The 24,760-nt window shown below is 57.6% G+C and carries 22 protein-coding genes; 10 read left to right on the top strand and 12 right to left on the bottom strand.

Annotated elements, in window-relative coordinates:
• Positions 1-9 precede the first annotated feature (9 nt).
• On the top strand, positions 10-546 hold the full coding sequence (locus TU86_RS07720; RefSeq protein ID WP_048363724.1) for a DUF3299 domain-containing protein: 537 nt from the start codon (positions 10-12) through the stop codon (positions 544-546).
• Between the two features lie 49 nt (positions 547-595).
• Here TU86_RS07720 and TU86_RS07715 read toward each other — a convergent pair whose 3' ends face one another.
• Positions 596-1,510, bottom strand: a complete 915-nt coding sequence (locus TU86_RS07715) for a D-hexose-6-phosphate mutarotase (RefSeq protein ID WP_048363723.1) — start codon at positions 1,508-1,510, stop codon at positions 596-598.
• Between the two features lie 56 nt (positions 1,511-1,566).
• Positions 1,567-1,968 carry an acyl-CoA thioesterase gene (locus TU86_RS07710; protein WP_003438129.1) on the bottom strand — a complete coding sequence of 134 codons (402 nt, stop codon included), beginning with the start codon at positions 1,966-1,968 and terminating at the stop codon, positions 1,567-1,569.
• 373 nt (positions 1,969-2,341) lie between these two features.
• Between TU86_RS07710 and TU86_RS07705 the strand changes: the two genes are divergently transcribed.
• From TU86_RS07705 to TU86_RS07675, 7 genes are all read left to right on the top strand, one after another.
• Complete coding sequence (locus tag TU86_RS07705) at positions 2,342-3,631, top strand: MFS transporter (protein ID WP_048363722.1); 1,290 nt, start codon at positions 2,342-2,344, stop codon at positions 3,629-3,631.
• A gap of 169 nt (positions 3,632-3,800) precedes the next feature.
• Positions 3,801-4,787: a phosphate ABC transporter substrate-binding protein PstS gene (locus tag TU86_RS07700; protein ID WP_048363721.1), complete on the top strand. Its 987-nt coding sequence runs from the start codon at positions 3,801-3,803 to the stop codon at positions 4,785-4,787.
• A gap of 195 nt (positions 4,788-4,982) precedes the next feature.
• Entirely contained in the window at positions 4,983-7,268 is a 2,286-nt protein-coding gene (locus tag TU86_RS07695; RefSeq protein WP_048363720.1) for an ABC transporter permease subunit, read from the top strand.
• 15 nt (positions 7,269-7,283) lie between these two features.
• Positions 7,284-8,954: a phosphate ABC transporter permease PstA gene (gene pstA, locus TU86_RS07690; RefSeq protein ID WP_048363719.1), complete on the top strand. Its 1,671-nt coding sequence runs from the start codon at positions 7,284-7,286 to the stop codon at positions 8,952-8,954.
• Between the two features lie 157 nt (positions 8,955-9,111).
• Positions 9,112-9,945: a phosphate ABC transporter ATP-binding protein PstB gene (pstB, locus tag TU86_RS07685; protein WP_048363718.1), complete on the top strand. Its 834-nt coding sequence runs from the start codon at positions 9,112-9,114 to the stop codon at positions 9,943-9,945.
• Between the two features lie 86 nt (positions 9,946-10,031).
• The gene (gene phoU / locus TU86_RS07680) at positions 10,032-10,793 is read left to right on the top strand and encodes a phosphate signaling complex protein PhoU (RefSeq protein WP_048363717.1); all 762 of its coding nucleotides are present in this window, start codon (positions 10,032-10,034) and stop codon (positions 10,791-10,793) included.
• A gap of 160 nt (positions 10,794-10,953) precedes the next feature.
• Positions 10,954-11,856, top strand: a complete 903-nt coding sequence (locus TU86_RS07675; RefSeq protein ID WP_048364270.1) for a response regulator — start codon at positions 10,954-10,956, stop codon at positions 11,854-11,856.
• A 105-nt stretch (positions 11,857-11,961) separates the two neighbouring features.
• Here the strand turns inward: TU86_RS07675 and TU86_RS07670 are convergent, their stop codons facing one another.
• From TU86_RS07670 to TU86_RS07625, 10 genes are all read right to left on the bottom strand, one after another.
• The gene (locus tag TU86_RS07670; protein ID WP_048363716.1) at positions 11,962-13,923 is read right to left on the bottom strand and encodes a DUF7844 domain-containing protein; all 1,962 of its coding nucleotides are present in this window, start codon (positions 13,921-13,923) and stop codon (positions 11,962-11,964) included.
• Positions 13,920-14,240, bottom strand: a complete 321-nt coding sequence (locus TU86_RS07665; protein WP_048363715.1) for a DUF2388 domain-containing protein — start codon at positions 14,238-14,240, stop codon at positions 13,920-13,922. The genes TU86_RS07670 and TU86_RS07665 overlap by 4 nt, the downstream gene beginning before the upstream one ends.
• 26 nt (positions 14,241-14,266) lie before the next feature.
• On the bottom strand, positions 14,267-14,560 hold the full coding sequence (locus tag TU86_RS07660) for a DUF2388 domain-containing protein (protein ID WP_048363714.1): 294 nt from the start codon (positions 14,558-14,560) through the stop codon (positions 14,267-14,269).
• A 132-nt stretch (positions 14,561-14,692) separates the two neighbouring features.
• Positions 14,693-15,010 carry a DUF2388 domain-containing protein gene (locus TU86_RS07655; protein WP_048363713.1) on the bottom strand — a complete coding sequence of 106 codons (318 nt, stop codon included), beginning with the start codon at positions 15,008-15,010 and terminating at the stop codon, positions 14,693-14,695.
• Positions 15,011-15,308: 298 nt separating this feature from the next.
• On the bottom strand, positions 15,309-15,524 hold the full coding sequence (locus TU86_RS07650) for a DUF1127 domain-containing protein (protein WP_048363712.1): 216 nt from the start codon (positions 15,522-15,524) through the stop codon (positions 15,309-15,311).
• 318 nt (positions 15,525-15,842) lie between these two features.
• A complete protein-coding gene (locus tag TU86_RS07645) occupies positions 15,843-17,333 on the bottom strand; it encodes an acetyl-CoA hydrolase/transferase family protein (protein ID WP_048363711.1) in 1,491 nt (496 codons plus the stop codon).
• 180 nt (positions 17,334-17,513) lie between these two features.
• The gene (locus TU86_RS07640) at positions 17,514-18,950 is read right to left on the bottom strand and encodes an NAD(P)(+) transhydrogenase (Re/Si-specific) subunit beta (protein ID WP_048363710.1); all 1,437 of its coding nucleotides are present in this window, start codon (positions 18,948-18,950) and stop codon (positions 17,514-17,516) included.
• Positions 18,947-19,270: an NAD(P) transhydrogenase subunit alpha part 2 gene (locus TU86_RS07635; protein WP_048363709.1), complete on the bottom strand. Its 324-nt coding sequence runs from the start codon at positions 19,268-19,270 to the stop codon at positions 18,947-18,949. The genes TU86_RS07640 and TU86_RS07635 overlap by 4 nt, the downstream gene beginning before the upstream one ends.
• 11 nt (positions 19,271-19,281) lie before the next feature.
• Positions 19,282-20,403 (bottom strand): Re/Si-specific NAD(P)(+) transhydrogenase subunit alpha, encoded by a 1,122-nt coding sequence (locus tag TU86_RS07630; RefSeq protein ID WP_048363708.1) that lies wholly within the window; start codon positions 20,401-20,403, stop codon positions 19,282-19,284.
• Positions 20,404-20,839: 436 nt separating this feature from the next.
• Positions 20,840-21,736, bottom strand: coding sequence for a LysR family transcriptional regulator (locus TU86_RS07625; protein WP_048363707.1), 897 nt, complete (start codon positions 21,734-21,736; stop codon positions 20,840-20,842).
• Positions 21,737-21,894: 158 nt separating this feature from the next.
• Between TU86_RS07625 and TU86_RS07620 the strand changes: the two genes are divergently transcribed.
• Entirely contained in the window at positions 21,895-23,076 is a 1,182-nt protein-coding gene (locus TU86_RS07620; RefSeq protein ID WP_048363706.1) for an acyl-CoA dehydrogenase, read from the top strand.
• A gap of 14 nt (positions 23,077-23,090) precedes the next feature.
• Entirely contained in the window at positions 23,091-24,311 is a 1,221-nt protein-coding gene (locus tag TU86_RS07615; protein WP_048363705.1) for a CaiB/BaiF CoA transferase family protein, read from the top strand.
• Positions 24,312-24,760 lie beyond the last annotated feature (449 nt).

The following is a 24,760-nucleotide window of genomic DNA, read 5'->3' as shown; positions in this document are numbered from 1 at the left end:
GAGCCTGCCATGCGCCGTCTTGTACTGACCTTCCTTTTGCTGGGCGCAAGCCTGGCCCACGCGGCTGATCTGCCGGAAACCGACTGGCTCGACCTGATGCCGAAGTCGGATCAACTGGCCCTCGAACAAATGCCCGAAATCGACCATGACTCGCCTGAAGCCCAGGGGACGTTTACCGATAAAGGCGGCCTGAAACAAAGCAAGGGCCTGCCGGCCGTGATGTATTCGAGCAAAACCGTGGCCAGCATGAGTGGCAAACGTATCCGTTTGGGCGGTTACCCGGTGCCCCTGGAAGCCGATGCCAAAGGGCGCAGCACGCTGTTTTTTTTGGTGCCCTACCCAGGCGCCTGCATCCACGTCCCGCCACCGCCGCCCAATCAGCTGGTGCTGGTGCGCTACCCCAAAGGCTTGAAGCTGGACGATATCTACACGCCGCTGTGGGTGACGGGCACGCTGAAGGTTGAACAGGTCAGCAATGATCTGGCCGATGCCGCCTATGCGCTGGAGGCGGGCAACGTGAGGGTGGTGAAGGAAGAAGATTTGTAAGGCTGCGGTCTGTTAAAGCTTAAAAGGCCGCAGCCCTGCGCGATCTGGATCACGCCGTGAGTGGTCGAGTACCGATGCTCACACCCAGCGTATGGCTGGCGCCGGGTTGCAGGGTAATCACGTCATCCATCACGTTGGCGGTTTCGATGCAGAGCATGCGTTGCCAGCCATCGGCGGCCATGTCGCTGAAGCTGGCTGTTTTGTCGATCCACGGGTTCCAGATCACGGCGCTGCGCGAGCCTCGGCTGTTGAGTTCAATGCTGCGCGACCAGTCGGGGTCAACAATGCTCAACGTGTCCGGCGTGTTGAGGTAGATGCGGTCGGTTTCGCCGCTGAAGGTCAAGTCACCCGCCTGTTTGACGTGTTTCCAGTCATTGAGGGTTTCGATGTAGGTCAGGCCGTCGACGCCTTTGACCTGAACCTTACGCACGTCGCTGACCGCAAAATAGCTGTGCAGCGCCTGGCTGATACTCACGGCGGTGTCGCTGCGGTTATGGCTGGTGAGGCTCAGGTGCAGTTGCGTGTCGAGACGAATGCTCAGGGTCAGTGCCACGTCATGGGGCCAGCCGGGCAGGCCACCTTCGATCTGCGGCAGACCGAGTTCGATATGCAGCGCTTCGCCTGCGTCGTCGTAATCGAGCAGTTCCCATTCGCGCGTACGCACCAGCCCGTGGGCAGTGGCGGGCTGCTCGCTGGCGCGCATGTCTTGCACGCTTTGCGGGTTGAGTGCCAGGTTGCCAAACCACGGCCAGCAAATGGGTACGCCGGTACGAATGCCTTTACCGTGTTCGTACTTGGCTTTTTCGTTAAGCCAAATGATCGGCTTATCTTCGCCCACCTGATAGCTCAGCACCTGCGCGCCTTGTTTGGCGACCAGCAGTTGAGCGTTGCCGTGGATAAAGTGCCAACAGTCCAGCTCGCCCAATTTGAACGATGCGCTTGGGAGTAACTTATGGCTGGGCATGGCAGGTTCTCTTTAAATGGCAGGGGCAGCAGTAGACAGGCAAAACCGCGCGAGGTTTAACGACGCGGTGGCACCGAGCGCGTGCGACCGCTGCCATCGATGGCCACGAACACAAAGACGGCTTCGGTGACTTTGCGCCATTCGCTGGACAGCGGGTCGTCGCTCCACACTTCAACCATCATCTGGATCGAGCTGCGGCCGATTTCCAGCGCTTGGGTGTAGAACGACAACTGAGCACCGACTGCCACAGGAACCAGAAACGCCATACGGTCAATAGCGACGGTGGCTACACGCCCGCCGGCAACTTTGCTGGCCATCGCGGTGCCCGCGAGGTCCATCTGGGACACCAGCCAGCCGCCAAAAATATCGCCAAAACCATTGGTTTCGCGTGGCAGGGCAGTGATTTGCAAGGCCAGGTCGCCTTGCGGGATTGGATCTTCTTGTTCGAGCTCTAGCATGCCGAAGGGCCTCTGACCCGTGATTCATCATGTGTATTGCGGGTGAAAAAGCGTCTTTAGAAAAACGATTCAGCCCGAACATACTACGTTCGTCACGTTCTTCCCAAGCCGCGCCAAGGGGAAACTCTGTGAGATCGGCTGAAGCACACCTTAAGGTGTTTCGCACAGCCACTCAGAAGCCGTAGGTAGTTTCTTACGGTTGGCGAGTATATCGGGCGACAACGCCGTCGACGACCGTCTGATTCTGCTTTTTAAACGGGCGACACGTCTACCTCTGTGCTTTTGCAGGCAATTTGTTATCTTTCGAGACCGCCCGGCCATTGCCCGCGGTGTTGACGCGTTTGCCTAGCCTAATAAGAGATGCCCAAACCCCATGATCACTGAGCCTTCCAGCGCCGCGCCGCCTTCGCGCCCCTTGACCCGTAATGACTACAAGACGTTGTCGCTGTCTGCCTTGGGCGGCGCGCTTGAGTTTTACGACTTCATTATTTTTGTGTTCTTCGCCACGGTAGTCGGCCAGCTGTTCTTCCCCGCTGACATGCCGGAATGGCTACGCCTGATGCAAACCTTCGGCATTTTTGCGGCCGGTTACCTGGCGCGGCCATTGGGCGGCATCGTCATGGCGCATTTCGGCGATCTGCTGGGGCGCAAAAAGATGTTCACCTTGAGCATCTTCATGATGGCTGTACCGACCCTGATTATGGGGTTGCTGCCGACCTACGCGCAGATCGGCATGTGGGCGCCGATTCTGTTGCTGCTGATGCGGGTGATTCAGGGCGCGGCTATCGGCGGAGAAGTGCCGGGGGCGTGGGTGTTTGTGGCCGAGCACGTGCCGCCCCGGCATGTGGGCTACGCCTGCGGCACGCTGACGTGCGGGCTGACGGCGGGTATTTTGCTGGGGTCGCTGGTGGCCACGGCAATCAACACGCTTTACACCCCGGTCGAAGTGTCTGACTACGCGTGGCGAATTCCTTTCTTGCTGGGCGGTGTATTTGGCCTGTTTTCGGTGTACTTGCGTCGCTGGCTGCATGAGACGCCGGTATTTGCCGAGCTGCAACTGCGCAAGGCGTTGGCCGAAGAGGTGCCGCTTAAAACCGTACTGCGTGACCATCGGGGTGCGATTGCCGTTTCGATGCTGCTGACCTGGTTGTTGTCGGCCGGGATCATTGTGGTGATTTTGATGACCCCCACGGTGCTGCAAACCATTTACGGGTTTTCAGCCACGGTCTCGCTGAAAGCCAACAGCTTGGCCATTGTCTTTTTAAGCGTGGGCTGTATCGCTTCAGGTGCGTTGGCTGACCGCTTTGGCGCGGGCAAGGTGTTCGTATTCGGCTGTGCCGCGTTGCTGATTACCTCGTGGACCTTCTATCACAGCCTGTTGCAGCACCCGGATTGGCTGTTTCCGTTATACGCACTGAGCGGTTTGTTTGTAGGCACTATCGGCGCGGTGCCGTATGTGATGGTGAAAGCCTTCCCCCCGGTGGTGCGTTTCAGTGGTTTGTCGTTTTCTTACAACTTGGCTTACGCCATTTTCGGCGGCTTGACCCCGATGGCGGTGACGTTGCTGCTTAAAGAAAGCCCAATGGGCCCTGCCTATTACGTCGCCATCATTTGCACGATGGGTTTGCTGGTGGGGGCTTATTTGTGGAAACAGGGCCGCTGATACACGGGTTATAGCGTTTTAGACGCCAACCCTCGCTCCTTTAGAAGGCCAGTCATTCGTTGCGAATGCTGGCCTTTCATCTAATTGTCACAATCGGTTCATAGAGTAGTCACATGGCCTACAGATACTGGCCCCCGATTCATCTAACCCCGTTTGCTAGGAGTAAGGCATGAAACTGAAGCGTGTGATGGCGGCCCTGACTTTTGTCGCCGCAGGCGTTGCAACTGCCAATGCGGTTGCCGCTGGTGTTGACCCGGCTATTCAGCCCTACGTAAAAACCACCGGTGTGTCGGGGAACCTGTCCAGCGTTGGTTCCGATACCCTGGCGAACTTGATGACCTTGTGGGCTGAGGCTTACAAAAAAGAATACCCGAACGTCAATATTCAGATTCAGGCTGCCGGTTCTTCGACAGCGCCCCCTGCGATTACTGAAGGCACCGCTAACCTGGGCCCGATGAGCCGCAAGATGAAAGACAACGAACTGGCGGCTTTTGAGCAAAAGTTCGGCTACAAGCCAACCGCAATCCCGGTGGCGGTGGATGCCCTGGCCGTGTTCGTGCACAAAGACAACCCGATCAAGCACCTGACGATGGAGCAAGTGGACGCGATCTTCTCCTCGACACGCCTGTGCGGCGCCAAGCAAGACGTCAAAACCTGGGGTGACCTGGGTGTGACCGGCGATCTGGCCAACAAGCCGGTACAGCTGTTTGGTCGTAACTCGGTGTCGGGCACGTATGGCTACTTCAAAGAAGAAGCCCTGTGCAAAGGCGACTACAAGCCAAACGTTAACGAACAGCCCGGTTCTGCCTCGGTGGTGCAATCGATCAGCAGCTCGCTCAACGGCGTGGGTTACTCGGGCATTGGTTATAAAACGGCCAGTGTGAAAACCGTGCCATTGGCCAAAAAAGGCAGCTCTGAGTTCATCGAAGACACTGAAGAAAACGCATTGAACGGCAAATACCCGCTGTCGCGTTTCCTCTACGTGTACGTGAACAAGGCGCCGAACAAGCCGTTGAACCCGCTGGAAGCCGAGTTCATCAAGCTGGTGCTGTCCAAGCAAGGTCAGGAAGTGGTCGTCAAAGATGGCTACATCCCGCTGCCCGCCAAAGTCGCTGCCAAAGCCTTGGCTGACTTGGGTTTGAAAGAAGGTAACTAAACCTGTAGCAGTTGCCGAAGGCTACGTGCGAAATGACGACGGCTACGCCGTCGGACGCCGCCTGCGGCAGCTGCTACGCGTTGTGAGCTGTATTCACCTCAATTTTCCACTCCGCTGCCAGCTCCACTGGGCAGCGGCTTTTTTGCGTCACTGCTTTGTCATCTTTTTGTCATACAGGATCGCTAGGGTGTGCGCATGAATGATCTGGCCAATTCCCCAATGACTACGACATCCGCTCCCAAGCGCATTGATTTCAATACGCCTGAACTGCAACGCAAGCGGCGCATTCGCGCGCTTAAAGATCACCTCACCCGCTGGTATGTGTTTATCGGCGGGCTTGCCGTGCTCGGCGCAATCACGCTGATTTTCTTCTTCCTTGGTTATGTGGTGTTCCCGCTGTTCCAGGGCGCGGACCTGAACGCCAAGCAGGCGATCACGCCGGTCTGGATGCAGGACGCCGGTAAACCGCTGATGATTTCCGTCGAGGAGCAAAATCAGGTCGGGATGCGCGTGTCCGACCAAGGCATGGTGCTGTTCTTCAATGCGAAGAATGGCGAAGAACTGTCGCGCGTGAACCTGCCACTGCCGCCCGGCACGCAAGTGACCTCGCTGGGTGAAGACCAGCCGGGTAACCCGGTGGTGGCATTGGGCTTGTCCAATGGCCAGGCGCTGGTGTTCCGTCACACGTATAAAGTCAGCTACCCGGAGGGCAAAAAAACCATTACCCCGGCGGTTGAATACCCGTATGGCCAAGCGCCCATCGCCCTCGACCCGCAAGGGCGTGCGCTGGATCATGTGAACCTCAATGTGAATGACTCGACGTTGGTGTTGGCCGGCTCTGCGGGTTCGCAATTGAACGTGCTGTCGTTGGCCAGCGAAGAAAACATGATGACGGGCGAGGTCACGAACTCCGAGACCCGCATCGACCTGCCGCAAATGACCGAGCAGGTTAAAGCGCTGTACATCGACCCGCGTCAGCAGTGGTTGTATGTGATCAATGGCCGTGCCCAGGCCGACGTGTTCAGCCTGCGTGACAAGAGCCTGAATGGCCGTTACAAGCTGGCGGACGACGCCACCACTCAAATCACTGCCAGTACGCAATTGGTGGGTGGTATTTCGCTGATCTTTGGTGACTCGACCGGCAGCCTGAGCCAGTGGTTCATGGCCCGCGACCCGGATGGCGAATCGCGCTTCAAGCACATCCGCAGCTTCAAAATGGGCGACTCGCCGATTGTTGAAATCACCGCTGAGCAGCGTCGCAAAGGCTTCCTGGCCCTGGACGCCGCCGGTGAAATCGGCGTGTTCCACAGCACCGCGCACCGCACCCTGCTGGTGGAAAAAGTCGCAGAAGGCCCCGGCATCATGGCGTTGTCGCCGCGTGCCAACCGCATCATCGTGGAAGAGGGCGGCAAGCTGCTGCCACTGACCTTGAAGAACCCGCACCCGGAAGTGTCCTGGAGCGCGCTGTGGAGCAAGGTCTGGTACGAGAACTACGATGAACCGAAATACGTCTGGCAATCGACCGCCGCCAACACCGATTTCGAACCCAAGATGAGCCTTGCGCCATTGACCTTCGGCACGTTGAAGGCGGCGTTCTACGCCATGTTGTTGGCGGCACCGCTGGCGGTAGCCGCAGCGATCTACACCGCCTACTTCATGGCGCCGAGCCTGCGCCGCAAGGTCAAGCCGGTGATCGAATTGATGGAAGCGATGCCGACGGTGATTTTGGGCTTCTTTGCCGGCTTGTTTCTGGCGCCGTATGTCGAAGGCCATTTGCCCGGTATTTTCAGCCTGCTGATGCTGTTGCCAATCGGTATTTTGCTGGCCGGTTTCACCTGGAGCCGCCTGCCTGAGTCGATCCGCCTGCGCGTGCCGGAGGGTTGGGAGAGCATGATCCTGATCCCGGTGATTCTGTTCATTGGCTGGTTGTCGCTGTACATGAGCCCGTTCATGGAAGCGTGGTTCTTTGGTGGCGACATGCGCCTGTGGATCTCCCACGATCTGGGCATCACTTACGATCAGCGCAACGCTCTGGTGGTGGGTTTGGCGATGGGCTTTGCGGTTATCCCCAACATCTACTCGATTGCTGAGGATGCCGTGTTCAGCGTGCCGCGCGGTCTGACCCTGGGTTCGCTGGCGCTGGGTGCCACACCGTGGCAGACCATGACCCGTGTGGTGATCCTGACCGCCAGCCCAGGGATTTTTTCGGCACTGATGATCGGCATGGGCCGTGCAGTGGGCGAAACCATGATCGTGCTGATGGCCACGGGTAACACACCGGTCATGGAAATGAACCTGTTCGAAGGCTTGCGTACTTTGGCGGCGAACGTGGCAGTGGAGATGCCTGAGTCGGAAGTGGGCGGTAGCCATTACCGCGTGCTGTTCCTCTCGGCGCTGGTGCTGTTGTTGTTCACCTTCATCATGAACACTCTCGCCGAGCTGATTCGTCAGCGTCTGCGCAAGAAATATTCGTCGCTTTAAGGAAGGTAGAAGTCTGTGAAACAGAATTCCCTCAAAGGTTGGGTCAAGAGCGGCGCTCCGGGTGTCTGGATCAGCGGTGGCGCGGTGTCGCTCGCGGTCATCATGACCATTGGTTTGCTGGCAGTGATTGCGGTGCGCGGGTTGGGCCATTTTTGGCCCGCGGATCTGGTGCTGGCGCAATACAACGTGCCCGGCTCTGCTAATCACGTCGTACTGGGCGAAGTGGTGCAAAAGGAAGAAGTGCCGCGCGAACGCCTCAAAAGCGCCGGTTTGCCAGTGCCCGACCAAGGCCCGGAGTTCATGACCCGCGAGCTGATCAAGGTCGGCAACCGCGACTTGAACGGTAACGACTTCACCTGGGTCGTCGGCGAGTGGCTGACTGACCAGAAGATGCCCCCCGAGTTGATGGCCATTGAGCGTCGCGAGTGGGGCAACTTTTACGGTTACCTGGTCAATGTGAAAGAAAACGGCAAGGTGGTCGCTGAAGGCGCGGCGGCCTGGCCTGAGGTGCAAGCCCGGGTCAAGCGCGTCAACGAGCTGGCCAAGCAACTCAGCCAACTGGAAAAGAAAGACATTGGCGCGATCAACTACGGGTTGGAGCGTATTCGTCTGCACAGCCGCAAGCTGGAACTCGAAGGCAAGTTGACGCCGCAAGCCCAGGCGGACATGGAAACCGAACGTGCCGAGCTGAATGCACGTTACAAAGCCATCGAAGACCGTTTGGGCGAGCTGCATGCACAGTTCAATCGCGACAGCCTGACGGCCCGCGATGCCAACGGCAAAGAGTTGGAAATCAACATCGGCAAAGTGGTCAAGGCTTACCAGCCCAACGCCATGAACAGCTGGCAGAAGCTGGCGATGTACTTCAGCAACATTTGGGAGTTCCTCAGCGAAGACCCGCGTGAAGCCAACACCGAAGGCGGGATCTTCCCGGCGATTTTCGGCACCGTGATGATGACCTTGATCATGGCCGTGATCGTGACGCCGTTTGGCGTGCTGGCAGCGGTGTACCTGCGTGAGTACGCCAAACAGAACACCCTGACCCGGATCATCCGTATCGCGGTGAACAATTTGGCGGGTGTACCGGCGATTGTGTACGGCGTATTTGGCCTGGGCTTCTTTGTGTATGTGCTGGGTGGCTCGGTTGACCGCCTGTTTTTCGCCGAAGCCTTACCCGCGCCGACCTTTGGTACGCCGGGCCTGATGTGGGCGTCGCTGACGCTGGCGCTGCTGGCGGTGCCGGTGGTGATCGTGGCCACTGAAGAGGGGCTGGCGCGTATTCCTCGCACCGTGCGTGAAGGCTCGCTGGCATTGGGCGCTACCAAATCCGAGACCTTGTGGAAGATCGTGCTGCCGATGGCCAGCCCGGCCATGATGACCGGCATGATTCTCGCCGTGGCTCGCGCGGCGGGTGAAGTGGCACCGCTGATGCTGGTGGGTGTGGTCAAGCTGGCGCCGTCGCTGCCGCTGGACGGCAACTACCCGTACCTGCACCTTGACCAGAAGATCATGCACTTGGGCTTCCATATTTATGACGTCGGCTTCCAAAGCCCGAACGTTGAAGCCGCACGACCGCTGGTGTACGCCACGGCGCTGCTGCTGGTGCTGGTGATTGCGACCCTGAACCTGTCGGCGGTGTGGATTCGCAACCACCTGCGCGAGAAGTACAAGGCGCTGGAAAGCTGATAACGCAACACCTGTAGGCGCGAGCGTGCTCGTGAAGGCATCGGCAGGGTCTCAAGGTGGGACCGAGGTGTCTGGAGTGTGAGCCAGCTCGTTGCTACAGCAAATGAAAAGCCCGGTCAGAACGACCGACACGAATGTTTAGCGTATGGAGCAACCCATGCAGCATGAATCCTCCGCCCACGGCATCAACATGTCCGCCCTGGGTCGCACCAAGCAAAGCTTGAACCTGGCCAACGAAGAAGTTGCCATTGAAGTCCCGGGCCTGAACCTTTACTACGGTGAAAAACAGGCGCTGTTCGACGTGAGCCTGAACATTCCAAAGCAGCGTGTGACCGCTTTTATCGGTCCCTCGGGTTGCGGCAAGTCCACGCTGCTGCGCACCTTCAACCGCATGAACGATCTGGTGGACGGTTGCCGGGTTGAAGGCGAGATCAACCTGTACGGCCACAACATTTACCGCAAGGGCGAGGACGTGGCTGAGCTGCGTCGCCGGGTGGGCATGGTGTTCCAGAAGCCCAACCCGTTCCCCAAGACCATCTACGAGAACGTGGTCTACGGCTTGCGGATTCAGGGCATCAATAAAAAGCGCATCCTCGACGAAGCCGTGGAGTGGGCGCTTAAAGGTGCGGCGTTGTGGGATGAGGTCAAAGACCGCCTGCACGACTCGGCGCTGGGTTTGTCCGGTGGTCAGCAACAGCGTTTGGTGATCGCCCGTACCATCGCGGTTGAACCCGAAGTGTTGTTGCTCGATGAGCCGTGCTCGGCCCTCGACCCGATCTCGACGCTGAAGGTCGAAGAGCTGATTTACGAGCTTAAGTCCAAGTTCACCATCGTCATTGTGACCCACAACATGCAGCAGGCTGCGCGGGTGTCGGATTACACCGCCTTTATGTACATGGGCAAAATGGTTGAATACGGCGACACCGACACCTTGTTCACCAACCCGGCCAAAAAGCAGACCGAAGACTACATCACCGGGCGCTATGGCTAGTTGGGGCGGGCTTTACAGTTCGCGGTAACGACACATTTGGCTAGCAGCGTATAGCTTGCGGCTCACAGTTTTTGCGGAGCAGAACCATGATTTCAAAGGATGGCCTCACCCATCACATTTCCGCGCAGTTCAACGCGGAACTCGAAGAAGTGCGCAGCCACTTGCTGGCCATGGGCGGGCTGGTCGAGAAGCAGGTTAACGACGCGGTCACGGCGTTGATCGAGGCCGATTCCGGGCTGGCTCAGCAAGTGCGTGAGATCGACGAACAGATCAATCAGATGGAACGCAACATCGACGAAGAATGCTTGCGCATTCTGGCCCGCCGTCAGCCTGCGGCGTCTGACCTGCGGTTGATCATCAGCATTTCCAAGTCGGTGATCGACCTTGAGCGCATCGGTGACGAAGCGACCAAAATTGCCCGTCGTGCGATTCAGCTCTGTGAAGAGGGCGAAGCGCCGCGTGGTTATGTTGAAGTGCGACACATCGGCGATCAGGTGCGCAACATGGTACGTGATGCACTGGATGCATTTGCCCGCTTCGACGCCGACCTGGCGCTGTCGGTGGCGCAGTACGACAAAATCATCGACCGTGAATACAAAACGGCGTTGCGCGAGTTGGCCACCTACATGATGGAAGACCCGCGCTCGATCTCGCGGGTGCTGAGCATCATTTGGGTGCTGCGTTCGCTGGAACGCATTGGCGACCATGCGCGCAATATTTCGGAATTGGTCATCTATCTGGTACGTGGCACAGACGTGCGCCACATGGGCCTTAAGCGCATGCGTGAAGAAGTTGAAGGTACAGGCGGTGATAACGCTAATGTTCCGCAACCACCTGACGATAAATAAGACTGCCTGAGATGAAAACGCCTGGCTCTAGCCGGGCGTTTTGCTTTTCGGCGTTCATATTCAGGCGCTCTGCGAACGTAAAGTGATTCGGGGTGCCCCCAAGATTTGGCACATGGCCATCATTCGGCGCATGCTTGTCAAGATTTCAGAGGAGCAATCGATGAGCAAGGTCAGTGTGTTGGTGGTGGATGACGCGTCGTTTATTCGCGATCTGGTTAAAAAATGCCTGCGTAATGCATTTCCGGGCATCAAGATCGAAGACGCGGTCAACGGCCGCAAAGCACAGGCCATGCTGACCCGCGATGCGTTCGATCTGGTGCTGTGTGATTGGGAAATGCCAGAGATGTCGGGCCTTGAGCTGCTGACCTGGTGCCGCGAGCAAGACCATCTCAAAACCCTGCCCTTCATCATGGTCACCAGCCGTGGCGACAAAGAGAACGTGGTGCAGGCGATTCAGGCCGGTGTTTCGGATTTTGTCAGCAAGCCGTTCACCAATGAGCAATTACTGACCAAGGTGAAAAAAGCCTTCACCAAAGCGGGCCTGATGGACGCGGTGATGGCATGTGCACCGACGCGCATGAATTCGGCCTTCGGCAATGACTCGTTGAGCGCGTTGACCGGTGGCAAAACCCAACTGGCCACCCCGGCCCTAGCACCGGCTGCGCGCCCGCAGACCGTTGCGGCCCCGGTGGCCCCGGCGGCCAAAGCCGCCAGCCAAACCCCGACCGGGCGTGGCCAGGGACAATTGCGCCTGTCGAGCGGTACTCAAGCGTGTGTGATCAAGGCGCTGAGCTTGAAGGAAGCGCTGCTGGTGGTGCGTAGGGGTGAAGTGCTGCCACAGGTGCTGGAAAGTGCAGTGCTCGACCTTGAGCAGGGCGACAACGCCGAAGTAGCGCGTTTGAATGGTTACCTGCACGCCATCGTGGCTTACGAGCCCAAGCCCGACAGTGATTGGTTGCAACTGACCTTTCGCTTCGTGGACCAGGATGCGGCGAAGATGGGTTACCTCTCGCGGTTAATCGCCCACGGCACGGCACAAAAACACTTCGTACCGGGGGCGTAAGACGCACCGGTTTAAGCCGTAGCCGCTGTCGAGGTACGAGGCTGCGATCGCGTGCCGCATCACGTTCGGTCGCAGCCTCGCGCTGCTCGTTAACGACTGGAGGGCTTATGGCAGTTGCAGGCCGCCGGAGGCTTTGTGGATCGCTCGCAGATGTTCGCCGATGTGTTTGACGTTGGCCTCGGTCGCGGCAATTTCAGCCGCGCGCGCCGGCTCCAGCAGGCTGCGTACTTCTTTGTCCAAATCACCGGTCAGGCGCAGTAATTGCTGCTGGCGCTGGCTGCTTTCTGATTCGAGCATTTCCCACTCTTTTGCCTGTGGCAAACCATAGCCGCTGCTGCCAAGCAGTTCGGCCGGACGACTGAGAAAGCCGCTGCTGGCGAGGATCTCTTGCAGTGTCTGATTGGCCTTGTCCATACCGGCGCCTTCAATGCCGCGTACCTTCAAGTACTTCTGTTTAACCTCGTCTTGCGCCAACAGCAGTTGGCGGCGAAAGGCTGCTTGCTCCAACAGTAACAACGCAGCACTGGCGCGCAGGTCGGCTTGCCCGATCCACGGGCGACGTTCATCCGGGCTGAGCGCGAGCCAGTCTTCGACGCTGGTTTGCTTGATCGGCAGACGGGTCTTGAGTACATCGAACATCGCCTGATAACGGTCGCGGTACGAGTCAAAGCGATAACCCAAACGCAGGGCTTCTTTTTTGTCGTTCAGCACGCTGGTATCAGCCAGGCCACGGGACTTGAGCACCTCCAGCAAGCCGTTGGGCATGATGCTGTCCAGGCCTTTGAGCTGCGAATTGTCGCTGCCGCTGCGCAGCAGTTTCAGGGTTTCGACCGCGCAGTTGTTGGAGATGAAGTAGTAGTTGCCATCGTAGCTCCAGTGCATCTCGGCGGCGTGTTCTACCACGTCTTCGATTTCTGCACGGTTGAGTGTGAGCGGCACGGACGCCAGGCTGCGCAGTTCGGTTTTGGTGTATTCGTCGATCACCTGGGCCAGCGGCAATACAAACAGGCGTGACGGGTAAGCACCGGTTAGGCCATCCCAGCTCGACAGCTGTACGTCGTTGACGAATGCGCGGTAGGACAACACCAGATGTTCTTGCAGGTCGAGCCGGCAATCCGGCCCCCGAGGACGCCCCGGCGCGCAGATCACCAGCCGCAGCATGCTGTGGCCCCAGCGGCTGGCCCATTCTTGGTTGGCCTCGGCAAGCAAGTAGTCCACGGCATACACGCGTTCCGGGTCGACGGTGCCGAGCGGCTGTTTGGCAAAGTCGTTACCGGCATTGAGAAAGGCGAAGCCTTTGGGGCATTCATCCTTGGCTGCGGGCGCCCAGCCGAAGCGCTCTTTGTAGTAGCGATACAGCGCCGGGCGGCGGCAGGCGTAGGCCGGGTCGAGGAGGAAGTACTCCATGTTGACCGCGACAAATTCTCGGGGGTTGCTGACCTCGTAGAGGTCGGGGCTGCGCACCACCTGATGGTTGTCTTGCTCCCGTTCGCCGCGGCGGCCGACGTATTGCTGCCACCCTGCCAGGTCAAGCAGCCGCGGATCGTCGCTGAGGGTGAAGCGGCGTTCGGCCTGGCCTCGGCAGTCGTCCGGCAGGCCAATCAGCCCGGCACTGTTGTGCTGGCGCGTGCAACGCTGGATTTGGGTGCGCTCGGCAGCAGGCCACAGACGTGCGCGGTCGTAGATGTGCGTCAGCTCGTGCAGCACGGTGGCGAGTAATTCGCGGCGTACCGTGCCGTGGGGGCGATTGGTTTGCTCGGTGGCGGCCGAACCGTCGGTCAGGCTCGCCAGCAGTTTGCGATTGAGGTCCAGCTCGGACACCAGTGAGGCTTGGCCGTAGGCGTTGCTCGGCATGCCTTCGGTCCAGCCCACCAGAATCTGGCGGTCCAATTGCTCGATCAAGCGCGGTGGCAGCTTGTGCATGGCCTCGTCGAGCAAGGCTTGGGTCGCCTGTTGCTCAGCCGGGCTCAGGCCGTCGGTCTTGAGTTGCAGATGCAGCGCGGCCTGGGCGCTGCTGCCGATCAGCAGCAGGCCACAGGCGGCGAGCCAGCGCGCTATCGGCCTCACAGCGCGAGGATGGCTTCGGCGAGGACTTGATCGCTGGCGTTGCGTGCTTCAGGTACGCGATCGCGCAGGGTGTTGAAGGCCGCTTCCAGTTGTACGCCGCGAATGTCGCCTTGGCTGGCAACGAAGGTAGCGGCGTCATCGTGGGCCTCGCGCACTACTTTTGAGTCGCGGATCGAGGTGGTGGTGTCAGAAGTGAAGTCGATGGTGCGTCCGAATGCGCGAACGATGATGTTACTGGTTTGCACCAGGGTTTGTGCCTGCGCCACATCGGCGAGCAACAACAGGCCAAGGGTGGCGACAATCAACGGGCTACGCATGACATTTCTCCAGAAAACGCGGGTGTTTATTGGACGAGAATCGCTTGTGCCAGTTCAAAGTCGCTGGCACTCAATTTTGGTTGGCTGTGGCGCACGTAGCGCAACGCAGACTCCAACTGCGAACCCCGCAGTTGACCGTCACTGGCGATAAAAGCGGCAGCGTCATCCTGAGCGGCGCGGATCAGTTTGTTGTCGAAAGGAGCCGACGTCACTTTGCTGGTGACATAACCGGTGAGCACTGTGGTTTGTGTGCTGGTGTCGAAGGCGGATGCAGATTGAACCCAGCAAAGGGCAAGTAAAGCGATAGTGAGAAAGCGCATGGGTCTCGACGTTGGTTGAGCGAGGGCCAAGGCTAGCGTAATGGGCGGGGCAGGGCCAGAGCGGGGGGCGTGTTCTTCATGTAGGGGCGGGCTTTATCTCAAGCAAGCGCGCTCCTACAGGAAGACGACCTGTCAGAGGGTCAGGATGGCCTGAGCCAATTGGGTGTCGGAGGCTTGCAGCTGCGGTGCTTGCTGGCGGATGAAGTCCAGTGCGCTTTCGAGCTTAACGCCACGGACAGTGCCTTCACTGGCGACAAAGCTGGCGGCGTCGTCACGGGCTGCACGCACTATCTTGTTGTCGCGGATGGAGTTGGTGGCATCTGAGGTCAGGTCGGTGGTGGCCTTGAGCGTACCTACGATGGCATCGGTGGTCACGATGAAGCTGGAAGCATTGGCGCTGGCGGCAACAACCAGCAAAGCCGCTGCGCTCAGTAGGCGAAGTGTGGACATGGTGATACTCCTTGGCAGGTGCTTATACATTAGACGTTATGGGCGAATAGTAGGCCGAGTGCTGCGCGGGGCAAAGAATGTTTTACCTGTAACGGGTGTTTTAGCGCTCTGGCTCAAGGATTTCTATAACTGTACTTGTTCTTGTGTGCTGTATTTAAAACTGTACCTATTCGATGGTGGCTTACGTAAACAGGGTTGCTGAAACGACAAAACCCGTCAGCGGTTGCCCGCGACGGGTTTTGTTTTTTCAATTCTGGGTGCTGGCGGTGGACCGGTGGTCAGGGCCAGCGAGCGCTTGTTAGCGCCAGAACGGCTTGCTCAGCTCTTCGTAACGCTGTGCTTCGCTAATCCCGGCATCCGCCAGAAGACGCGAATCCAGGCGAGCCAGTTGATGGCGGCTGGAGATACGGCGCTGCCACAACATCAGGTTGGCAAGTACGCGCAAAGGCATGGAAGCCTGGGTGTTTACAGTGTTGCTTTCGTTGAACAGATCGGAACTGAGGGTACGTTCCATGATGGCATCCTTCCGCTTGTGGCGGCATTGGCGAGTGGTTTAACTGGTGCCCATGATCCTCCTCCGTGTCGAGACTCTCTAGATACAGTTCACTTGTATTGTGATGAGCCAGTTAACTGTTTATGGGCGCTGTACGGCCATAAATGGGCGCAACTGTACCTGTCGGCACTAAGTTGGTGCATTTTTGATCAATTTAGTGAGAAATTGCCGTGGTAAGAGTAGGAAATGACCAGTACAGCAGTACAGTTTTTGAAACTCCAGGCACAAAAAAGCCGCCGAGGAAACAGTGTTTTCTGCGGCGGCTGTCTAGCTCGCGTGTTACGGCAGCATTTTCCCGGTTTCTTCCAGGTTGATGTGCCAGCTCAACGCTTCGCGCAGGATGTGCGGGGTGTGGCCACCGATTGCACAGGCTTTGCTGAAGTAGTCATTGAGTGCTTCACGGAAATCCGGGTGTACACAGTTGTCGATGATCACCCGAGCGCGTTCGCGAGGTGCCAGGCCGCGCAGGTCGGCCAGGCCCTGTTCGGTCACCAGGATGTCCACATCGTGCTCGGTGTGGTCGACGTGGCTGACCATTGGCACGACGCTGGAGATCGCGCCAGCCTTGGCAATGGACTTGGTCACAAAGATCGCCAGGTGAGCGTTACGGGCGAAATCGCCTGAACCGCCGATGCCGTTCATCATGCGTGTGCCGCAGACGTGGGTGGAGTTCACGTTGCCGTAGATGTCGAATTCCAGGGCAGTGTTGATGCCGATGATGCCCAGGCGCCGTACCACTTCAGGGTGGTTGGAGATTTCTTGCGGGCGCAGGACCAGTTTGTCCTTGTAGCGCTCCAGGTTGCCGAATACGTCCGAGTTGCGACGTTCAGACAAGGTGATCGAACTGCCCGAGGCGAAGCTCATCTTGCCAGCGTCGATCAGGTCGAAAGTCGAGTCCTGCAACACTTCGGAGTACATGGTCAGGTCTTCGAACGGCGAGTCAATCAAGCCGCACATGACGGCGTTGGCGATGTTGCCGATACCTGCTTGCAGCGGGCCGAGTTTGTTGGTCATGCGGCCTGCTTCAACTTCAGCCTTGAGGAAGTTGATCAGGTGGAAGGCGATGCCGTCGGTTTCGCTGTCTGGCTCGGACACCGTGGACGGTGAGTCGGGCTTGTTGGTAATAACGATGGCGACGATTTTTTCTGGTGGAATCGGGATCGCAGTACTGCCGATACGGTCGTCGACTTTGACCAGCGGGATGGGCGTGCGCGTCGGACGGTAGGTCGGAATATAGATGTCGTGCAGGCCTTCCAGATTCGGGTTATGCGCCAGGTTGATCTCGACGATCACTTGTTTGGCGAAAATCGCGAAGCTGGCGGAGTTGCCTACAGAAGTCGTTGGAACAATATGACCTTGCTCGGTAATAGCGACGGCTTCAATTACTGCGATATCCGGCAGCTTCAGTTGATTGTTACGCAGCTGTTCAACCGTTTCGGACAAATGCTGGTCAATGAACATCACTTCGCCAGCATTGATAGCTTTGCGCAAGGTGCTGTCTACCTGGAACGGCATGCGACGAGCCAGTACACCGGCCTCGGTCAGTTGTTTGTCCAGATCGTTGCCCAGGCTGGCGCCGGTCATCAGGGTGATTTTCAGGGGCGATGTTTTAGCGCGCTCGGCCAATGCTTTTGGGACGGCCTTGGCTTCGCCGGCACGGGTAAAACCGCTCATGCCGACGGTCATGCCGTCTTGGATAAGGGCGGCGGCTTCTTCGGCGCTCATGACCTTATCGTGCAGGGAATTTAGGCGAATACGTTCACGGTACATGGATTGTTATCTCGGGCAACGGAAGCAAGATGCGCAGTCTATTCATTTTCAAAGGCTGGCGTCCCGCTACCATGGTCGAATGCCTGACGGCGATTTAGACCCTTTGGTCGGGATCTTTGGGGAATAAAAAACCCCGGTCAATTCAGCGCCGGGGTTCTCAGTCGTGCAGTGGCGGAGATGTTACTCGACCGCTTTGACCATATCTTCAATAACTTTCTTGGCGTCACCGAAGACCATCATGGTTTTATCCAAGTAAAACAGTTCGTTATCCAGACCTGCGTAGCCACTGGCCATTGAGCGTTTGTTAACGATGACGGTCTTGGCTTTGTAAGCCTCAAGGATCGGCATGCCCGCAATCGGGGATTTGGGATCGTTCTTGGCTGCCGGGTTGACCACGTCGTTGGCGCCCAACACCAGCACCACGTCGGCCTGACCAAACTCGGAGTTGATGTCTTCCATTTCGAACACTTGGTCATAAGGTACTTCGGCCTCGGCCAGCAGCACGTTCATATGACCGGGCATCCGGCCCGCTACCGGATGGATGGCGTATTTGACGGTTACGCCGCGATGGGTCAGCTTCTCGGTCAGCTCTTTAAGTGCGTGCTGTGCCCGCGCTACGGCCAGGCCATAACCCGGCACGATGATGACGGTGTCGGCGTTGGTCAGCAGGAAGGTGGCGTCGTCTGCCGAGCCGGATTTAACCGGACGGGCTTCTTGCGCACCCGCAGGGCCGGCCACATCGGTTGCGCCGCCAAAACCGCCGAGAATCACATTGAAGAACGAACGGTTCATCGCCTTGCACATGATGTACGACAGGATTGCGCCCGAGGAGCCCACCAGCGAACCGGCAATAATCAGCATTGAGTTGTTCAGCGAGAAGCCGATACCTGCTGCTGCCCAGCCTGAGTAGCTGTTGAGCATCGACACCACGACCGGCATGTCTGCGCCGCCAATCGGGATGATGATCAGCACGCCCAGTACGAACGCCAGAGCCAGCATCAATGCGAAGGCATTAAGGTTGCCGGTCAGCATGAAGGTGATGCCCAGCGCCAAGGTGGCCAGGCCCAGTGCCAGGTTCAGCTTGTGTTGGCCGCCGAACTGTACCGGTGCACCCTGGAACAGGCGGAACTTGTATTTACCCGACAGCTTGCCGAAAGCGATCACCGAACCCGAGAAGGTAATCGCGCCAATGGCAGCACCCAGAAACAGTTCCAGACGGTTGCCCGCAGGAATGGCGTCGCCCAGTTGTTTGACGATGCCCAGCGATTGCGGCTCGACGACGGCGGCAATGGCGATGAACACCGCAGCCAGGCCGATCATGCTGTGCATGAAGGCAACCAGTTCGGGCATTTTGGTCATTTCAACGCGCTTGGCCATGACCGAGCCAGCTGTTCCGCCGACCAACAGGCCGACAATCACGTAGCCGATACCCGCTGTCGCTATTTCAGCGCCTAGTTTGTAGATAAGCCCTACGGTGGTAATTACCGCCAAAGCCATGCCGAGCATGCCGAACAGGTTGCCGCGACGTGAGGTGGTCGGGTGCGACAGGCCTTTAAGCGCTTGAATGAAGCAGATCGATGCAACCAGATACAGCACAGTGACCAGATTCATGCTCATGGTTTACGCACCTCGTCTTTAGCTTTAGGTGCTTTCTTCTTGAACATTTCCAGCATGCGCCGTGTGACCAAAAATCCACCGAATACGTTTACGGCTGCCAGTGCGACGGCCAGGGTGCCCATGGTTTTACCCAGCGGGGTGACTGTCAGCGCGGCGGCGAGCATCGCGCCGACGATCACAATCGCCGAAATGGCATTGGTGACGGCCATCAGTGGGGTGTGCAGGGCAGGGGTTACGTTCCAGACCACGTGGTAGCCAACGTAAATGGCCAGCACGAAAATGATCAGGTTGTAGATGCCGGGCGAGATCAGCTCTTCCATTGTTTTTATCCTCAGCCGTTTTTGCGCACGACTTGCCCGTCGCGGCACATCAGGCACGCAGCGACGATGTCGTCTTCTAGGTTGATCTGAAACTGCCCTTCAGGGGTGAAGACCAGCTTGAGGAAGTCCAGCAAGTTGCGGGCATACAGCGCGGAGGCGTCTGCGGCCACCATTGCAGCCAGATTGGTGTGGCCCACGAGGGTGACACCGTGCTCAACCACGACGTGATCCGCCACGGTCAGCGGGCAATTACCGCCTTGCGCCGCGGCGAGGTCGATGACCACTGAGCCGGGTTTCATTTGCGCCACGGTTTCTGCGCTGAGCAGTACCGGGGCCTTACGGCCGGGGATCAGCGCAGTGGTGATGACGATGTCAGCCAGTTTGGCGCGTTCGTGAACGGCCAAAGCTTGGCGCTGCATCCAGCTCGTAGGCATGGGCCGTGCGTAGCCGCCCACACCGACGGCGCACTCGCGCTCTTCGTCCGTTTCATACGGCACGTCGACGAACTTGGCTCCCAGCGATTCAATCTGCTCTTTAACCGCAGGTCGTACATCCGACGCTTCAATCACGGCGCCTAAGCGTTTGGCGGTGGCGATGGCCTGCAAGCCTGCAACCCCGGCGCCAAGGATCAGCACGCGGGCTGCCTTAACGGTGCCTGCTGCGGTCATCAACATGGGCATGAAACGGGGGTAATAGTGAGCGGCCAGCAACACGGCTTTGTAACCCGCAATGTTGGCTTGGGATGACAGCACATCAAGACTTTGCGCACGAGAGGTGCGTGGGGCCGCTTCGAGAGAGAAGGCCGTGATGCCGTGCCCCGCCAGTTTGGCAATGGTTTCATTGCTGAACGGGTTGAGCATGCCAATCAGCACGGCACCGCTGTTAATCAGGGCCAGTTCGCTGTCATTGGGGGCAACCACTTTGAGAATCAGCTCGGCACCCAAGGCTTCTCGGGCGCTGCCAATGGTTGCGCCGACGGCTTCATAAGCGCTGTCGATAACACTGGCATTAATGCCCGCGCCGCTTTCAACAGTCACCTTATGGCCTTGGCCGATCAGCTTCTTGATGGTTTCCGGGGTTGCAGCAACCCGCGTTTCACCCGTGTGGGTTTCGAGAGGAACACCAATGTGCACGTCATATCTCCTGCGTGATCTTTTATAAGAAAGCCAGCGCACTGCGGTGGGTGCGTCTGGGGCGGCCGATCAGCACGACCCCACCAGAATCAGGGTGGGGCGCCGCATAATGCAGGCGATTTTTTAGCCCTTCAAGAACTTATGGAGGGTGACGGAATTTTTACTACAAGTCATGCCGTGACCGAATGTCGCAATGATAAGCCGGGCGCCAGTAACGACGGTGCTTCTAGGGATTAAAGGTGCTTTTAGAGTTTTTTTCACATTTCTTTTAGTTATGCGGGCATAACTTTCGGAAATACCCTGTAGGCCGCGTGGTTACTGGCCTACAGGTTTGTCCATATAGACATAAGTTTAGGGTGTTATAAAGCGACATTTACGTACATATGTAGGGCTATTTGTTGATGCGCTACATAATCATTGCGGACGTTGCTCTTGGCTAAAGCAAGCTGTAGCGCCGGGCTTGCTGGATGAGCCAGTCGCGAAACGCCTGGAGAGAGGCAGATTCGATTTTGCGTTCTGGAATCATCAGGTGATAAGCCTTGGTGCTGGGTAGTGTGGCGGGGTGGGCAATCACCAGGCGTTGCTCGGTCAGCTCGCGTTGAATCAAAAAAGGCGGGATAAGGGCGACGCCCATATCGTGCATGGCGGCTTGGGCCAGCATCGAAAACAGTTCATAGCGTGGACCGGTCATGTCGCGTGGCACGCTCATCTCTTGTGCGTTGAACCATTGCCGCCACGCGTAGGGGCGGGTGGTCTGTTGCAATAAGGGGAGTTCGGCGAGTGCTGATGCGCTGAGGGTTTTGTGGGTGTTGATGAGGGTGGGGCTGCAAACAGGGACCGGGTTTTCCCCCATCAGACGGTAGGACGTGGTGCCGGACCAGTCGGCATCGCCGAAATAGATGGCGGCGTCAAAGTCGGTGTCGGCAAAGAGGAAGGGGCGGGTACGGTTTGTAAGGTTGACCGTGACGTCAGGGTGCTGCTGTTGGAAGTCCTTGAGTCGGGGAAGCAACCATTGCGTGCCAAAGGTGGGCACAACGGCCAGTTCAATAACGTTAGCGCCTTGTTGCCCCATGATCGAAAGGGTGTCGCGTTCTACGGCGTCCAGTTGGGTTGCAATGCGCCTGCTGTAGGAAAGACCAGCTTCGGTGAGTTTGACTCCACGCTTGGAACGTCTGAAAAGTTCGACGCTGAGAAACGCTTCAAGGCTAGCGATCTGTCGGCAGATGGCGCCCTGAGTGAGAGAGAGTTCTTGCGCAGCTTTGGTGAAGCTTTCGTGGCGCGCGGCGGCCTCAAAGCTGATGAGCGCGGTCGTGCTGGGAATCTTGCGGCGCATGTACGGCTTCCTCACTAAAGGCAGTCAAATATGGCGTTTTTGATCTTCACGGAGTGAGAAATTAGCACAAGAGGGTGCGTAAACCTCGTTTGTCCTTCTATATAGAAGGGACCTAGGATTGGCCCACGACATTTGATCTATTTCGCGAGGGTTCACTCATGGCGGGTAAAGCAAGCTTCAACTGGATCGATCCACTGCTGCTGGATCAACAGCTCACTGAAGAAGAGCGCATGGTGCGTGACAGCGCTGAACAGTTTGCCCAGGACAAGTTGGCGCCGCGTGTGCTTGAGGCTTTCCGGCATGAGAAGACGGATCCTGCCATTTTTCGGGAGATGGGTGAAACCGGTCTGCTGGGTGCGATGATTCCTGAGCAGTACGGCGGCAGCGGTCTCAACTATGTCAGCTATGGCCTGATCGCGCGTGAGGTAGAGCGTGTGGACTCCGGCTACCGCTCAATGATGAGTGTGCAGTCTTCGCTGGTGATGGTGCCAATCAATGAGTTCGGCACTGAGGCTCAGAAGCAGAAGTACCTGCCCAAGCTCGCGTCGGGCGAGTGGATCGGCTGTTTTGGTCTGACAGAACCTGATCATGGTTCTGATCCGGGTGCGATGATTACTCGGGCACGTAAAGTAGAGGGCGGCTACAGCCTGACGGGCGCCAAGATGTGGATCACCAACAGCCCTATCGCGGATGTGTTTGTGGTCTGGGGCAAGGATGATGCAGGTGACATTCGTGGCTTTGTTCTGGAGAAAGGCTGGAAAGGTCTGAGTGCGCCTGCGATCCACGGCAAGGTGGGTTTGCGTGCATCGATCACCGGCGAGATCGTCATGGATAACGTGTTTGTGCCTGAAGAAAACATTTTCCCGGATGTGCGTGGCTTGAAGGGGCCGTTCACCTGCTTGAATTCGGCGCGCTACGGCATTTCTTGGGGCGCACTGGGGGCGGCTGAGTCGTGCTGGCATACCGCCCGCCAATACACTTTGGATCGCAAGCAGTTTGGTCGTCCTTTAGCGGCGACCCAATTGATTCAGAAAAAACTGGCTGACATGCAGACTGAAATTACCCTGGCCCTGCAAGGTTGCCTACGTTTGGGCCGGATGAAGGATGAGGGGACTGCAGCGGTAGAGATTACGTCGATCATGAAGCGTAACTCGTGCGGCAAATCACTTGATATCGCCCGCATGGCGCGTGACATGTTGGGTGGTAACGGCATTTCTGATGAGTTCGGCGTGGCACGTCACTTGGTCAACCTTGAAGTGGTGAATACCTATGAGGGTACGCACGATGTGCATGCTCTGATTCTTGGGCGTGCGCAGACGGGTCTTCAGGCGTTCTATTAATAGGAGTTCGGCTCATGGGTGCTTTATCGCATTTGCGGGTGTTGGACTTGTCGCGCGTGTTGGCTGGTCCGTGGGCCGGGCAGATCCTGGCAGACCTTGGGGCAGAAGTGATCAAGGTCGAGCGTCCGGGCAATGGCGATGACACGCGAGCCTGGGGGCCGCCCTTCCTTAAAGATGCTTATGGTGAGAGCACAGGGGAGGCGGCCTATTATTTGTCGGCTAATCGCAACAAGCAGTCGGTGACCATTGACTTCACTCAGCCTGAAGGTCAGCGGCTGGTGCGGGAGTTAGCGGCGAAGTCCGATATTTTGATCGAAAACTTCAAAGTAGGTGGGTTGCAGGCTTATGGCTTGGACTATGCGTCGCTTAAGGAGATCAATCCAGATTTGATTTACTGCTCGATCACCGGTTTCGGTCAGACGGGGCCGTATGCCAAGCGCGCAGGCTATGACTTCATGATTCAGGGGTTGGGTGGCCTGATGAGTTTGACGGGGCAGCCTGACGGTGAAGAGGGGGCAGGGCCGGTCAAGGTGGGTGTAGCGCTGACAGATATTTTGACGGGGCTGTACTCGACCGTCGCCATCCTGGCGGCGCTGGCCCATCGTCAGCATGGTGGCGGTGGTCAGCATATCGATATGGCGCTGCTGGATGTTCAGGTGGCGTGCCTGGCGAATCAGGCGATGAATTATCTGACTACAGGTGTTCCTCCTAAGCGGCTAGGCAATGCGCACCCAAATATTGTGCCTTATCAGGATTTTCCTACTGCGGATGGTGATTTCATTCTTACCGTGGGGAATGACAATCAGTTTCGAAAATTTGCTGAAGTGGCCGGTTGTGGAGAGTGGGCGCAGGACTCGCGGTTTGCGACTAATAAAGAGCGTGTGGCGAATAGAGCGGTGTTGGTGCCGCTGATACGCCAGGTGACTGTCTTCAAAACGACGGCTGAGTGGGTATCTCAGTTGGAGGCGGTGGGGGTGCCTTGCGGGCCGATCAATGATTTGGCGCAGGTGTTTCAGGACCCTCAGGTGCAGGCGCGCGGGTTGGCAATAGAGTTGCCTCATGTGCTGGCTGGGCGTGTGCCGCAGGTTGCCAGTCCAATTCGCTTATCGCAGACGCCTGTCGAGTATCGCAATGCTCCACCTTTGTTGGGCGAGCATACCGATGAGGTATTGCAGCGCGTGCTGGGATTGACTGCGGGGGCGTTGGCAGGGCTGCGTAAATCAGGCGTGGTTTGATGTGGCTGTATGTAAGGAGGGGGCGTTAGCCCCCTCTTCTATATAGAGGTTTTATTGGGCTGTTGAAGGTAATTGATAGAGTCGCTCAATTAGGGGTTGACTCAGATTTAAAACGCCCTATAATTCGCCCCACTTCCGGCGTAGTCGAAACGGAAAACTCCTTGAGTATCAATGAGTTGGAAGGTTTTTGGTGATGCTAGCTTCAAATCATCGAAGCAGGAAATGAGGTGTTGACAGCGGCGTGTAACGCTGTAGAATTCGCCTCCCGCTAACGAGAGATCGAAAGCGCAAGTGGTTGAAGTTACAAGGGAAACTTTGAAATCTTCTGAAATAACCGCTTGACAGCAACAGAGGCTGCTGTAGAATGCGCGCCTCGGTTGAGCGAAAGCTTAACCAACCGCTCTTTAACAACTGAATCAAGCAATTCGTGTGGGTGCTTGTGGAGTCAG

The sequence above is a fragment of the Pseudomonas weihenstephanensis genome (assembly GCF_001043055.1).
Lineage (GTDB): Bacteria > Pseudomonadota > Gammaproteobacteria > Pseudomonadales > Pseudomonadaceae > Aquipseudomonas > Aquipseudomonas weihenstephanensis.
Note: the sequence above shows the minus strand (reverse complement) of the source record. Positions and strands in the feature narration are given on the sequence as shown.